Here is a 12,173-nt window from a genome sequence, read left to right on the forward strand (position 1 = left end):
CGAACGGGAGATTGGCGTAAGCGATGGGCGTAGCGCGGGCGGTCGCCGGCGGGCGTAATCTGACTCAGTTCTTCAAGTTTGGAATGGTCGGCGCCAGCGGAGCCGTGGTTCAGCTGGTGGTGTACTCGCTGCTGCTCAAACTCGGGCTCTACGGCTTCGGCGTGACGGAACACGACGTCGTCTTCCCGATCCCGTTCACCGAGTTCAATATCCGCTGGTACAACGTGTTTACCGCGCTCGGGTTCTTGGCTGCGAACACGACCAACTACCAGCTCAACCGGATGTGGACGTTCAAGGAGTCCACCAAGGTCAGCTGGTGGCGCGGGTTCTTCCCGTTCCTTCTGACCGGCTTGGGCGCGTTTGTCATCCAGCAGTTCGTGCTGGTGTTGCTGATGAACCCGACCTCGCCGATTGGCCTGCCGTCCGACCTCCTCGATGACTCGTCCGGCCTGCGCCGCAAGTCCTACTGGGCTACGCTCATCGCCATCATCGTGGCCACGCCGGTCAACTTCGTCATCAACAAGCTGTGGACCTTCCGGTCTGCCCCCGACCCGCAGAAGGCGGCGGTGGTGGAGGAAGCCCAGCCGGCCTAGTCTTCCGCGTCTATCTCGCGGTTGAAGCGCTCCTCGTCGTTTTTCCGCTGGCGGTGAAGGATGCGCGGGGTGAATATCAGCGCTACGCTCACGCCGATGACACTACCCACGATGCTGCCACCTAGTGAGCCGAGCGCGTTGCTGTCGGCTCCCGGGCCCGTGGCGATGTTGAATGCCCAGCCGGCGAGTGCGACTAGCAGGAGGAGGAGAGCGGGGAGGATGGTTCGCTTATCGATAACCGGCCGGGGAGTCGGTGCGTAGTTGCGCATCCAGAGGTTCTTCACGGCCAGGAACGCGAATACCACGATGGGCAGCAGCGAATACAGGGAGAGCTCCGAGGGCAAGCCCCACGCGAGGAGCGCCACGGAAACGAGTACACCGTAATACATTGCGTTCACGGCGACGGTGTTGCTCTTGTGCTCGATGGATGCCTGGTATTCGTCGTCGGCGTTGTCTTCGACCAGTGCGACGTAGTGGTCGCCGAACTTCTTAATCAGGGACATGGTCTTTGTGTGCCTTCCTTATGGATGGGGGCGGTCTAGTCCTGTTCAGCGCCGAAGACTTCTTCGACGGTTTTTCCTAGTTGGTGGCAAATGTCCAGCGCGAGGTGCACCGATGGCGAGTAGTTGCCGCGCTCCACGTTCGCGATGGTCTGCCGGGATACGTTCACTTTCTCGGCGAGGTCCGCTTGCGACATCTCCTGCCAGCGCCGCCACTTGCGGACCATGTTCGGGCGCGGCTTACTCATTCGATCCCGCGGACCCTTGGTCTTTGTCGGAGAAGAGTCCGAAGACGAAAAACATCATTGCGAGAGCAATGTTGGTGGCTGCCGTTTGTCGGGTCACGTAAGTATTCCTTTCATCGTCCGGATAGCGCTAGTCAAAGTGTAAAGCATAGTTGTCACAATGGCAACGGATCGCCGTAGCTACGGGCAACGGATCGGATCCGGCGGCGCCGGCCTAGGCAGCGGCACAGCCTTACGCGAGGCGCTTGCGTGAGGCGCTTGCGTGATAACGGGATTTTTCACGGCTAAGACGCGGTTGTAGAGGCGAAAATTCCTGTTTTCAAGCGGGGGCGCTGCAAGGCAGGGGAATCCCACAGGCGTAAGGCGGGTGCCGAAAGGCGGGGGAGGCTTACGGCAGCGGCAGCGTCGAACGCGGGTCGATGCCGCGGGCGCGGGCGTTGATAGCACCGGCGACGGTGAGCACGGCGAACATGATGAGCGCCGAGAACAGCTGGGTGCGAGACGCCGGCTCGGTGAGCATGAGCAGCGCGAAGGCGGCCAGCGCGGCGAGCACGAACCACGTGAGGTAGGGGTAGGCCCACATCGTGATGGGCATGCGGCGCTTTTCTAGTTCGGGGCGCAGGCGCAGCTCGGAGACCGCGATGAACCCCCAGACGATGAGCAGGGAAGCGCCCGCCGAGTTCAGCAGGAAGGACAAAACCCACCCGGTGTCCAAGTAGTTGAGCAGCGCCATTGCCGCGGACAGCGCGGTGGACAAGACGATGGCAGGAACGGGTACGCCGCGCCCGTCGGCGTGGGCGAACACGCGCGGCGCCTCCTTCCGCTCCGCCAGCGAGTGCATCATGCGGGAGGTGACGTAAATCTGCGCGTTGAACGCGGACAGCAGCGCGATGACGATGACCGCTTCCATGAAACCGGTCGTATACGGCAGATCCGCGCGTTCCATGACGCGGGTAAACGGCGAATCGGCGGCTGTCTCCGCGGCGCCCAGGCTGGACCAGGGGACGAGGAAGATGATGACCAGGATGGAGCCCAAGTAGAAGACCGCGATGCGCAAGAAGGCCGAGCGCACCGCGCTGACCAGGGAGCGCTGCGGGTGCTCCGACTCGGCGGCCGCGATAGCCGCCACCTCGATGCCGCCGAAGGTGAAGGCGACGGACAACAGTGCGGTGGCCACCCCACCCAGCCCGTTGGGGAAGAAGCCGCCGGAAGCCACAATCGAGGTGCCCACGGCTGCGTGCCCCGGCCACAGGCCGAAGATGAGCAGGGCGCCGACGAACAAGAACAGCACGATGACCGCGACCTTGATGGACGCGAACCAGTACTCGAGCTCGCCGAACTTGCGCACGCCGAGCAGGTTGATGCCGCCGAAAATGACGACGAAGACCGCGGCGGGGATCCACGGCTCGATGTCGAACCAGTGCGCGACGATGGACGCGGACCCGGTGATCTCGGTGCCTAAGACGGCGACCGTGGCGAGCCAGTAGATCCAGCCCTGCGTAAAGCCCGCCCAGCGGCCAATGCCGTGCTCGGCGTAGACGGAAAAAGAACCGGTGGCGGGGATGACCGCGCCCATCTCACCGAGCATTTGCATGACCAGGATGGCCAGCAGGCCGGCGATGGCGTAGGCCACTATGACGGAAGGCCCAGCGGCGGAAATACCCACGCCCGTGCCCAGGAACAGGCCGGCGCCGATAGTGGAGCCGAGCCCCATCATCGTCAGGTGGCGGGATTTCAAGCTCGATCCAGCCGCGGATTCGTTCGAGGTCATTCCTAGATGTTACCTGCCCGCTAAAACGAGACATCCGGCCGGGACCTCGCGGCCGGCCGGATGCGGGGGAGTGGCGGGACGCGCTAGTTCTTGTGCAGGTCCTCGTTGAGCGCCACAGCCTCGGCCTTCCACTCGGTGGCCTCGATAGCGCCGGTGACGGAGTTGCGGCGCAGCAGCATGCCGGACGCGCCGGACAGCTGTGCAGCCTTGACGGTCGCGCCGTCGTCCACGCCCGCGGCCTCGGCCACGGCGCCGAAGACGGTTACTTTGGAACCACTGGTGACGTACAGGCCGGCCTCGATGACGGAGTCATCGCCAAGCGAGATGCCCAGGCCGGAGTTGGCGCCGAGCAGGCAGCGCTCGCCCACGGAGATGACCTCCTTGCCGCCGCCGGACAGGGTGCCCATGATGGACGCGCCGCCGCCGATGTCGGAGCCGTCGCCGACGACCACGCCAGCGGAGATGCGGCCTTCAACCATGGAGGCGCCCAGGGTGCCGGCGTTGAAGTTCACGAAACCTTCGTGCATGACGGTGGTGCCTTCGGCGAGGTGGGCGCCGAGGCGGACGCGGTCGGCATCGCCAATCCGCACGCCGGAGGGCACGACGTAGTCGACCATGCGCGGGAACTTGTCCACCGAGTAGACGGTGACCGGCCCGCGGGAGGCGAGGCGGCCGCGCACCATCTGAAAGTCGGAGACGGCGCACGGGCCGTAGTTGGTCCACACGACGTTAGCCAGGTGGCCGAAGATGCCGTCCATGTTGAGCTCGTGCGGGCGCACCGCGCGGTGGGAGAGCAGGTGCAGGCGCAGGTAGGCGTCGTAGGTGTCGGCGGGGGCCGCGTCGAGGTCCTTGATGGAGGTCTCCACCGCCACGCGGGCGACGCCGCGCTCCTCGTCCGGGCCGACGAGTTCGGCGAACTGCTGCGGGGCATCGTCAAGCCGGGCGGTGCCCGACTCGGCGACCTCGCGGTCGGTATGGACGGAGGGGAACCACACGTCCAGGACGGTGCCGTCGTGGGTGATGGTGGCCAGGCCGCGCGCAAAAGCAGATGTCATGAGTTATTTTGCCTTACCAAACGGGTCGGGGAGGTCTAACACCGTCTGAGTATAACTAACTCACTTCCGCCTCATTCTTCACAGCCTTGGCGGATTCACCAGAGCCGCGCTTTCCGATGGGCAGCACCACCGCCAGCACCACCAGCAGCGCCGTCAGGATGAGGACGCTGACGATCTGCCCGCGCGAATTGTCGTCCCACACCATGAGCCCGACCAGGCCCGCAAACGCGACGAGCAGAACCCACGGGATGATGCGGCTGCCCTGGCCGCTCAATTCACCCGAGCGGACCATCTCCGGACGCAGCTTGATGTAGGTGGCCACCGTCCATACCCAGATGACCACCAGGCAGCCGCCCACGGCGTTGAACAAAAATTCCAAAAGTCCCGGCGGGTTCCACATCTGCAGGCCCACCGAGCCGAAGGCCACGATGGTGGACAGCACTACCGCCGCGTGCGGCGAGCCGGAGGCATTCGTGCGGCGGAAGATCCGCGGCGCGTTGCCGTTTCGGGCCATGGAAAACACCCCGCGCGAGGTGCCGTAAATCTGCGCGTTGAACGACGACAGCAGCGCGGTGACGATGACGACCTCCATGATGAAGCTGGCCGCCGGGATATGCGCCAGATCCAGCACCTGGGTAAACGGCGACTCGGTCGCGGTATCGGCATCCTGGATTTGGTCGAACGGCAACAGCAGCGCGATGACCAGCACCGAGCCCAAGTAGAAGATGAGCACGCGCACGATGAACGCGCGCAGCGCCTTCTTCACCGAGTTTGCCGGGTCCTCGGACTCGGCCGCGCCCACGGTGATGACCTCGATGCCGCCGAAGGCGAAGGCCACCGACAACAGGCCGGCGGCGAAACCACCGATGCCGTGCGGGAGGAAGTTCTCAGTGAAGTTGGACAGCTCCACCGGCGGCGTGTCCGGCCACCAGCCCAGCGCGAGCAGGGCGCCTAAGACCATGAAGAGGATGATCACCGCGACCTTGATCACGCTGAACCAGAACTCGAACTCGCCGAAGCCGCCCACGGCGGCGAAGTTGATGACGGTGAAGATGACGACGGCGATAAGCGCCGGGATCCACGGGGCGATGCCGAACCAACCGCCGATGATGCTGGCCGCGCCGGTGATCTCCGCGCCCATGACCATGACCAGCAGGAACCACCACAGCCAGCCGAGGACGAACGCGGCCCAGTTACCGAATGCCTGGCCGCCATAGGTGGAAAAGGAACCCAAAGACGGCCGCGCGGCCGAGATTTGGGCCAGAAGCGTCATCACGAAGGCCACGAGCAGACCCGCGAGGCCATAGGAGATGAGGATGGACGTGCCGGATTGTTGGATCCCCAGGCCCACACCCAGGAAGAGGCCGGCTCCGATGGAGGAACCGAGACCCATCATCGTCAAGTGCCGCTGTTTGAGCCGCGGCGCTGGCTGTGTGTCACTCATCAAAGAGCTCCTTTTCCATTTCGCTATGTCGAGCCCACGCGACCGCAACCGTGTGCCGGCCTGTGGGGGTTTGGGCGGCGAGTCTACACGGCTTTCCCGCGCGGGTCGGAGTCGGCGGGGTAAGGTGCCGGGCGTGACTACTTGCCAGAAACTCGACCTGCACGCCGACCCGGTGGAGCTGACCCGCCAGCTCATCGACATCCCCAGCCCCTCCCACAGCGAGGAGGCCATCGCCGACGCCATCGAGGCCGCGTTGCGTGCGCTTGCCGATGCCCCGGAAGAAGCATCCGGCCGCCTCGAGATCGCCCGCTTCGGCAACACCGTGTGCGCCCGCACCCACCGCGGAGCCAGCGACCGCGTGGTGCTTGCCGGGCACATCGACACGGTGCCGATTGCGGACAACGTCCCGCACCACATGGGAAAAGACGACTCCGGCGAGGACGTCATCTTCGGCTGCGGCGCGGTCGACATGAAGTCCGGCCTGGCGGTCTACCTGAACGCGTTCGCGCAGCTGTGGGACGCCGCGGAGCTCGCGCACGATCTCACCCTCATCGCCTACGACGGCGAGGAGATCGCCTCGCGCTACAACGGGCTGGGCCACCTGCAGCGCGATCACCCGGAGTGGCTGGAGGCGGACTTCGCGCTGTTGGGCGAGCCGTCCGGCGGCATGGTGGAGGCCGGCTGCCAGGGCACCATCCGCCTGCGTGTGACTGCCCACGGCACCCGCGCGCACTCCGCCCGCGCCTGGCTGGGCCACAACGCCGCCCACGACCTGGCGCCGGTGATGACCCGCATCGCCGAGTACCAGCCGCGACGGATCACCATCGACGGCTGCGAGTACCGCGAGGGGCTCAACATCGTGCACCTGGAGTCCGGCGTGGCCACCAACACCCTGCCGGATGAGGCGTGGATGTTCGTGAACTTCCGCTACGCGCCGGATCGCTCGCTCGACCAAGCCATGGACCACATGCTCGAGGCCCTGGGGCTAGACCGCGGGCAGGAAAACCCGGGCGGGGAGAAGGAGGCGGCCCCCGGTGAGGTGACCTATGAGGTCGACGACGCCGTCGGCGGCGCCCTGCCGGGGCTGGGGCAGCCGGCCGCGCAGGCGCTTATCGATGCCGTGGGAGGCAACGTCCGCGCCAAATTCGGCTGGACCGACGTCGCTCGCTTCTCCGCGCAAGGCGTGCCGGCGGTGAACTTCGGTTCTGGCGACCCGGGCTATGCCCACAAGGAAGACGAGCAGTGCCCGGTCACCCAGATCACCGAGCTGGCGCAATCCCTGCGGGACTACCTGACCGCCTAACATATTCGCACGTAAACGATCCGCACCACGAGGAGAACAATGGCCCCGGACGTCAACCACAACCGCACCCTGCGCGGCCCGCTTCTTCTGCGCAGCGACGGCGAGCAGGAATCGACCTTCGACCAGCGCCTGCTGGAATCCGGCGCGGACCACGAATGGCAGCACGCCGATCCGTGGCGCGTCCTGCGCATCCAGGGCGAGTTCGTCGCCGGCTTCGACGCGCTGTCCAAGCTGCCGAAGGCCGTCACCGTCTTCGGCTCGGCCCGCACCCCGGAAGGCGACCGTTACTACCAGCTCGCCGTGGAGCTGGGCCGCGCGCTGGCGCAGGCCGAATACGCCGTCATTACCGGCGGCGGGCCCGGCATCATGGAGGCGGCTAACCGCGGCGCCACCGAGGGCGACGGCATGTCCATCGGGCTGGGCATCGAGCTGCCCTTCGAGCAGGGGCTTAACGAGTACGTCGACTTAGGGATCAACTTCCGCTACTTCTTCGCTCGCAAGACGATGTTCCTCAAGTACTCCCAGGCGTTCGTGTGCCTGCCGGGCGGCATGGGCACGATGGACGAGTTCTTCGAGGTCGCCTGCATGGTCCAGACCGGCAAGGTGACCAACTACCCGATCGTGCTGTTGGGCTCGGACTACTGGTCCGGGCTGGTGGACTGGATGACAAACACCCTGGCCGAAAGCGGCTACATTAATCGTGAGGATCTCGACCTGTTCCTCACCACCGACTCGGTGGACGAGGCGGTCAGCCACATTAAAAAGGCTCACGCCATCATGTCGGACAAGCGGGTGAAAGACCACTCATGACCGATCTGCCGCGGGTCATGGCGATCATCAATCGCACCCCGGACTCCTTCTACGACAAGGGCGCGACCTTCGGGCTCGACGACGCGGTGCGCCGCGCCGGGGAGGCGGTAGCGAGCGGCGCGACGATTCTCGATGTCGGCGGCGTCAAGGCCGGTCCCGGTACCGCGGTGGACGCCGCGGAGGAGATCGACCGCGTCGTGCCGGCGATCGCGGCGATGCACGAGCGCTTCCCGGACGTGCTCATCTCCGTCGACACGTGGCGCTCCGGGGTGGCCGCGGCGGCGGTGGAGGCCGGCGCCGGCTTAGTCAACGACACCTGGGCGGGCTGGGACCCGCAGTTGGTGGAGGTCGCTGGCCACTACCGCGTCGGGTACGTCTGCTCGCACACCGGGGGCATCACCCCGCGCACCCGCCCGCACCGCGTGCACTACGACGACGTGGTGGCCGACGTCATCGCGGAAACCACGCGCGCCGCCGAGCACGCGGCCGGTCTGGGCTGCCCGCCGGAGCTCACGTTCATCGACCCGACCCACGACTTCGGCAAAAACACCTGGCACGGGCTCGAGCTCCTGCGCCGGGTCGACGAGCTCGTGGCCACCGGCTGGCCGGTGCTCATGGCGCTGTCCAACAAGGACTTCGTGGGCGAGACGCTGGACCGGGGCATCGACAAGCGCGTGCCCGGCACGCTCGCGGCGACGGCGTGGGCGGCCGAGCGCGGGGTGGCGGCCTTCCGCGCCCACGAGGTGGCGGAAACTGCCGATATAATCCAAATGATTGCCGCGATCCGCGGTGACATCCCGCCGCTGGCGACGACGAGAGGGCTGGCATAGATGAAGGTGTCCGTGGTCATCCCGGCGCTCAATGAGGAAGCAACCGTGGCCGACGTCGTGCGCGCCTGCCGCGCCGACGGCCCCGCCGAGGTGTTGGTCATCGACGCCGACTCGCAGGACGGTACCGCCCGGCAGGCCGCCGGCGCCGGGGCGACGGTGGTCAACTGGCGTGACCCGTTGCCCGACATTGCCCCGCGGCCGGGCAAGGGCGAATCCCTGTGGCGCGGGGTACACGCCGCCGGCGGCGACATCGTCGTCTTCGTCGACGCCGACTTGGAGTCCGCCGAGCCGGGGATGGTCCGCTCGCTCATCGCGCCGTTTGCAGATCCGGACGTGCAGATGGTGCGGGCGGCCTATCGCCGCACCTTTGAGGGCAAACCTGCCGGTGGCGGCCGCGTCACTGAACTTACTGCGAAGCCGCTGCTGCGCCACTTCTTCCCGGAGTTAAACGGCATCAACCAGCCACTTGGCGGCGAGTACGCGGTGCGGCGCGAAGCAGCGGTGCAGGTGCCGTTCGTCGCGGGCTACGGCGTCGAGTCGGGTCTGCTCATCGATTTCGCCCGCCGCTTCGGTGCGGACGCCATCGCCCAGGCGCAGCTCGCCCCGCGTGTGCACCGCAACCGGCCGCTGTCGCAGTTAACCCAGATGGCCGACGTCGTTTCCGGCACCATCCTCGCCCGGGCGCTGGAGCGCCCCTTGGAGGACTTCGACTTAAGCGAGCGCCCGCCGCTTGCGACCCTCGCCTAGAGCCTCAGTGGAAAGGAACCTCATGCTGTCCTGGATTTTCCTCATCCTGATCCTTGCCGCCTTCGTCGTCATCGGCACGTGGAGCTTTACCTACTTCTTCGGCGGCGAGAAGGTCATGCCGGCCCGCCCCGACCTGGAGGTGGATCTCAACGCGCACAATGCCCAGGCGGTACGGCAGGGTGATTTCGGCGCCGTCGCATTCGACGTCGTCCCGCGCGGCTACCGGCAAGACCAGGTGGATGCGCTGCTCCACGAGCTGGCCGCCCAGCGCAATCCACACGCGGCGGCCGAAAAGGGCTAAACTGGTCAGGGTACCTAAAACTCGGTCGGAGAGGAAACGGCAATGGCAGCAATGAAACCGCGGACCACCGGTGGCCCCATGGAGGCGGTCGAGGAATCGCGCAAGATTGTCATGCGCATTCCTTCCGAGGGCGGTGGACGCATTGTCCTCGAGCTCAGCCACGACGAGGCGGCGGAGCTTGGTTCTTTGCTCACGGAAGTGACCGGTTAGTCTTACATTCATGCTTGCTGATGTAATCCACGCTCTCGCCGATCCGAACGACGGAACCGATCTTCAAGGCGCGGATGACTTCCGCCGCTTGGTTTCTACCTCGGGGCATTCCTACGACGTGGCCAAGCAGGGCTACGTCACCTTGGCTCCGGGGGCTGGGCTCAAGCACGAGGGCGACGATATCGACATGGTCAACGCCCGCGAGGCGTACCTGTCCCGCGGCCACTTCGCCCCCTTCGTGGAGGCGGTGACGGACGCCGTGCAGGACGTGGTGGAGCACCGCGAGCTTGGCGATGCCGCGGTGCCGACCTTCCTCGAAGTCGGCGCCGGCACCGGCTACTACCTGTCGCACACCCTGGATTCCATCGACGGCTCGTGCGGCATCGGGCTGGACGTGTCCGTCCCAGCCGCAAAACACCTGGCTAAGTGCCACTCGCGGGTGGGCGCAGTGGTCGCCGACGTGTGGGAGCGCCTCCCGCTGCGCGACAACTCGGTGGACGCTATTACCGTCATCTTCGCGCCGCGCAACCCAGCCGAGTTCCAGCGCGTCCTTGCACCCGGCGGGGAAGTGGTGGTGCTGACCCCGGGCGCTGGCCACTTGGATGAGCTGCGCGAGCCGCTCGGCATTCTGGGCGTGGAAGACGGCAAGGTTGAGCGGATGTACGAGCAGGCGGCGGGCTACCTCGAACAGGCCGCCGAGCCGCAGGACATCTCGTTCCCCATCACCTTGGACCGTGAGTCCATCAAGGCCCAGGTGGGCATGAGCCCCTCGGCCCGCCACATTGAGCCGGCTGAGCTGGAGCGCCGCGTGCAGGCGCTGCCCGATCAGCTCACGGTCACCGCACACGCGCGGCTGGACCGCCTGCGCGCCGCCGCGTAATCACGCGCGGGAGCGTTCGTAATCACGTGCGGGAGCGTTTACGCTCCCGCACGTTCGAACTCGCGCAAAATCTCCGCGTCGCCCTCGGTGGTGACGCGGAAGCCGGAGCAACCGCCGACGAAGTACACGCGCGATGCCATGGCCACCTGGCCGCTGTCGGCGAAAACCTCGACGGTGGAGCCGTCGACGATGATGGTCAGCGAGTCGGAATCGCCCTCGTCCAGGTGGGCCTGGGCCTTCGGCTCGTTGGCGTAGCGCGCGTCGAACGCGACACCCATGGAGCGATCCAGGGTGAGGGTCTCGCCCACGTGCTCGATGACGGCGGCCGGGTTGCCGCGCTCGTTGAGCAGCTCGACGGTGACCTTGGAGCCCTCCGGCACGTCCATCAGCCCGGTCCACATGCGGGCGTACCGCGAGTCGGCCACCGCATCGGGAAGCCCGTTCGGCGGCGTCTGGAACAGCTTGCCGCCCTGCAGGCTCACCCGGCGGGGCAGCGACAGCGCGTTGGCCCAGCCTTCCGCGGTCAGCGACGGGTGCGCGGCCGGCTCGTCGCGGCGGCCGTGGCCGTTTAACAGGCCGAAGAGGAGCGCGGCATCGTAACGCGTGGCCTTGTCGATGGTGCCCTCGGTGTAGTTGACGTTGCGCGGGCGGGTGAAGTCGTGCCCGAAGTCCACGCGCTGGAACGGCTGGGAGACGTGGAAGACGGAGCCTTCCAGCTCGCCGACGACGTAGCCGGAGATCTCGCCCTGCTGATCGACCTCGAGGGTGACTAGCACGACGTCGTAGATCTTGCCGTCCACTTCGTCGCGCAGGCGCAGGATGCGCGGCGAGACCACCGGCGGCAGCGCGCCGTCGTGGGCGGCGAAGCCGGAATCGCCGTCGAAGGTCACTGGGCCCACGAACGACCAGTCCTTGCCGTCTTCACTCTTGAGCACGACCGGGCGCGGATCGTCGAGGTCGCCGGTCAGCGCGAGCATCAGCCAGCCGGAGTGCGGCTCCTGGCGGTCTTCGCCGGCCCAATCGGGCACGACGCAGGGGGAGCGGAACGAGTGGAAACCTTCGGCGGTGGAATCGTCGGCCACCACGGCGACGCGCTCGACGTTCTGGTCGAGGACCGTGCAGTCGTCCGACAGCTCGCAGGCGTCGTTGAAGTCGATGTAGCGGGCCAGCTCGATGCGGGTCTCGTCGGCGGTCACCGAGGTGTAGTAGAGGCACACCGAGTCATCGATAGCCGCCACCGAGCCGGCGCGGACGGTCTTTTCCTCCTCGTTCGGGCCGAGCGCGTCGTCGCACTCCAGCCAGTCAAAGGGAGTGTCCTCGGAGACGTTGTGTCCCCAGCGGAACGGGCCGTCCACGCTGCGGCGGTACTGGAACCACAGGTGCCATACCTTGTCGTTGAGCAAGACTCCGGCGGGTGCTTCGACCACACCCTCCTCCGGCGCGAAGTGCAATTCCGGTCGGTGAACTTTTCGATCCATCAGCGA

At 66.4% G+C, this 12,173-nt stretch carries 14 protein-coding genes; 8 read left to right on the forward strand and 6 right to left on the reverse strand.

Annotated features, from left to right (window positions below):
- Positions 1–23: 23 nt before the first annotated feature.
- Positions 24–593 (forward strand): GtrA family protein, encoded by a 570-nt coding sequence (locus tag CMASS_RS04045; protein ID WP_022862545.1) that lies wholly within the window; start codon positions 24–26, stop codon positions 591–593.
- Here the strand turns inward: CMASS_RS04045 and CMASS_RS04050 are convergent.
- From CMASS_RS04050 to CMASS_RS04070, 5 genes are all read right to left on the reverse strand, one after another.
- Entirely contained in the window at positions 590–1,096 is a 507-nt protein-coding gene (locus CMASS_RS04050; RefSeq protein WP_022862544.1) for a hypothetical protein, read from the reverse strand. The genes CMASS_RS04045 and CMASS_RS04050 overlap by 4 nt on opposite strands.
- 35 nt (positions 1,097–1,131) lie before the next feature.
- Positions 1,132–1,341: a helix-turn-helix transcriptional regulator gene (locus CMASS_RS04055; protein ID WP_022862543.1), complete on the reverse strand. Its 210-nt coding sequence runs from the start codon at positions 1,339–1,341 to the stop codon at positions 1,132–1,134.
- Positions 1,342–1,726: 385 nt separating this feature from the next.
- Positions 1,727–3,109 carry an amino acid permease gene (locus CMASS_RS04060; RefSeq protein WP_022862542.1) on the reverse strand — a complete coding sequence of 461 codons (1,383 nt, stop codon included), beginning with the start codon at positions 3,107–3,109 and terminating at the stop codon, positions 1,727–1,729.
- An 83-nt stretch (positions 3,110–3,192) separates the two neighbouring features.
- Positions 3,193–4,164 carry a 2,3,4,5-tetrahydropyridine-2,6-dicarboxylate N-succinyltransferase gene (dapD, locus tag CMASS_RS04065; protein ID WP_022862541.1) on the reverse strand — a complete coding sequence of 324 codons (972 nt, stop codon included), beginning with the start codon at positions 4,162–4,164 and terminating at the stop codon, positions 3,193–3,195.
- A 55-nt stretch (positions 4,165–4,219) separates the two neighbouring features.
- Positions 4,220–5,608, reverse strand: coding sequence for an amino acid permease (locus CMASS_RS04070; protein WP_022862540.1), 1,389 nt, complete (start codon positions 5,606–5,608; stop codon positions 4,220–4,222).
- A gap of 133 nt (positions 5,609–5,741) precedes the next feature.
- Between CMASS_RS04070 and dapE the strand changes: the two genes are divergently transcribed.
- Genes dapE through CMASS_RS04105 form a run of 7 tightly spaced genes read left to right on the forward strand, consistent with a single transcriptional unit; the run spans position 5,742 to position 10,689 of the window.
- The gene (dapE, locus tag CMASS_RS04075; protein ID WP_022862539.1) at positions 5,742–6,911 is read left to right on the forward strand and encodes a succinyl-diaminopimelate desuccinylase; all 1,170 of its coding nucleotides are present in this window, start codon (positions 5,742–5,744) and stop codon (positions 6,909–6,911) included.
- 39 nt (positions 6,912–6,950) lie between these two features.
- Positions 6,951–7,721 (forward strand): LOG family protein, encoded by a 771-nt coding sequence (locus CMASS_RS04080; RefSeq protein ID WP_022862538.1) that lies wholly within the window; start codon positions 6,951–6,953, stop codon positions 7,719–7,721.
- The gene (folP, locus tag CMASS_RS04085) at positions 7,718–8,551 is read left to right on the forward strand and encodes a dihydropteroate synthase (protein WP_022862537.1); all 834 of its coding nucleotides are present in this window, start codon (positions 7,718–7,720) and stop codon (positions 8,549–8,551) included. The genes CMASS_RS04080 and folP overlap by 4 nt, the downstream gene beginning before the upstream one ends.
- The gene (locus tag CMASS_RS04090) at positions 8,552–9,298 is read left to right on the forward strand and encodes a glucosyl-3-phosphoglycerate synthase (protein WP_022862536.1); all 747 of its coding nucleotides are present in this window, start codon (positions 8,552–8,554) and stop codon (positions 9,296–9,298) included.
- A 22-nt stretch (positions 9,299–9,320) separates the two neighbouring features.
- Positions 9,321–9,599 carry a DivIVA domain-containing protein gene (locus CMASS_RS04095; RefSeq protein ID WP_022862535.1) on the forward strand — a complete coding sequence of 93 codons (279 nt, stop codon included), beginning with the start codon at positions 9,321–9,323 and terminating at the stop codon, positions 9,597–9,599.
- A 42-nt stretch (positions 9,600–9,641) separates the two neighbouring features.
- Positions 9,642–9,809: a DUF3117 domain-containing protein gene (locus tag CMASS_RS04100; RefSeq protein WP_022862534.1), complete on the forward strand. Its 168-nt coding sequence runs from the start codon at positions 9,642–9,644 to the stop codon at positions 9,807–9,809.
- Positions 9,810–9,819: 10 nt separating this feature from the next.
- Positions 9,820–10,689 (forward strand): methyltransferase domain-containing protein, encoded by an 870-nt coding sequence (locus CMASS_RS04105; protein WP_022862533.1) that lies wholly within the window; start codon positions 9,820–9,822, stop codon positions 10,687–10,689.
- Between the two features lie 38 nt (positions 10,690–10,727).
- On the opposite strand, the gene CMASS_RS04110 is transcribed toward CMASS_RS04105, so the two are convergent.
- The gene (locus tag CMASS_RS04110; RefSeq protein WP_022862532.1) at positions 10,728–12,167 is read right to left on the reverse strand and encodes a GH32 C-terminal domain-containing protein; all 1,440 of its coding nucleotides are present in this window, start codon (positions 12,165–12,167) and stop codon (positions 10,728–10,730) included.
- Positions 12,168–12,173 lie beyond the last annotated feature (6 nt).

Origin of the sequence: Corynebacterium massiliense DSM 45435 (assembly GCF_028609805.1) — a bacterium.
Classification (GTDB): domain Bacteria; phylum Actinomycetota; class Actinomycetes; order Mycobacteriales; family Mycobacteriaceae; genus Corynebacterium; species Corynebacterium massiliense.

What these genes read in the sequence shown, in the direction of transcription:
- CMASS_RS04070 (WP_022862540.1), bottom strand. Translation starts at nt 5,608, where the DNA reads ATGAGTGACACACAGCCAGCGCCGCGGCTCAAACAGCGGCACTTGACG.
- CMASS_RS04110 (WP_022862532.1), bottom strand. Translation starts at nt 12,167, where the DNA reads ATGGATCGAAAAGTTCACCGACCGGAATTGCACTTCGCGCCGGAGGAG.
- CMASS_RS04050 (WP_022862544.1), bottom strand. Translation starts at nt 1,096, where the DNA reads ATGTCCCTGATTAAGAAGTTCGGCGACCACTACGTCGCACTGGTCGAA.
- CMASS_RS04105 (WP_022862533.1), top strand. Translation starts at nt 9,820, where the DNA reads ATGCTTGCTGATGTAATCCACGCTCTCGCCGATCCGAACGACGGAACC.
- CMASS_RS04060 (WP_022862542.1), bottom strand. Translation starts at nt 3,109, where the DNA reads ATGACCTCGAACGAATCCGCGGCTGGATCGAGCTTGAAATCCCGCCAC.
- CMASS_RS04090 (WP_022862536.1), top strand. Translation starts at nt 8,552, where the DNA reads ATGAAGGTGTCCGTGGTCATCCCGGCGCTCAATGAGGAAGCAACCGTG.
- dapD (WP_022862541.1), bottom strand. Translation starts at nt 4,164, where the DNA reads ATGACATCTGCTTTTGCGCGCGGCCTGGCCACCATCACCCACGACGGC.
- CMASS_RS04045 (WP_022862545.1), top strand. Translation starts at nt 24, where the DNA reads ATGGGCGTAGCGCGGGCGGTCGCCGGCGGGCGTAATCTGACTCAGTTC.
- CMASS_RS04100 (WP_022862534.1), top strand. Translation starts at nt 9,642, where the DNA reads ATGGCAGCAATGAAACCGCGGACCACCGGTGGCCCCATGGAGGCGGTC.
- CMASS_RS04055 (WP_022862543.1), bottom strand. Translation starts at nt 1,341, where the DNA reads ATGAGTAAGCCGCGCCCGAACATGGTCCGCAAGTGGCGGCGCTGGCAG.
- folP (WP_022862537.1), top strand. Translation starts at nt 7,718, where the DNA reads ATGACCGATCTGCCGCGGGTCATGGCGATCATCAATCGCACCCCGGAC.
- CMASS_RS04095 (WP_022862535.1), top strand. Translation starts at nt 9,321, where the DNA reads ATGCTGTCCTGGATTTTCCTCATCCTGATCCTTGCCGCCTTCGTCGTC.
- CMASS_RS04080 (WP_022862538.1), top strand. Translation starts at nt 6,951, where the DNA reads ATGGCCCCGGACGTCAACCACAACCGCACCCTGCGCGGCCCGCTTCTT.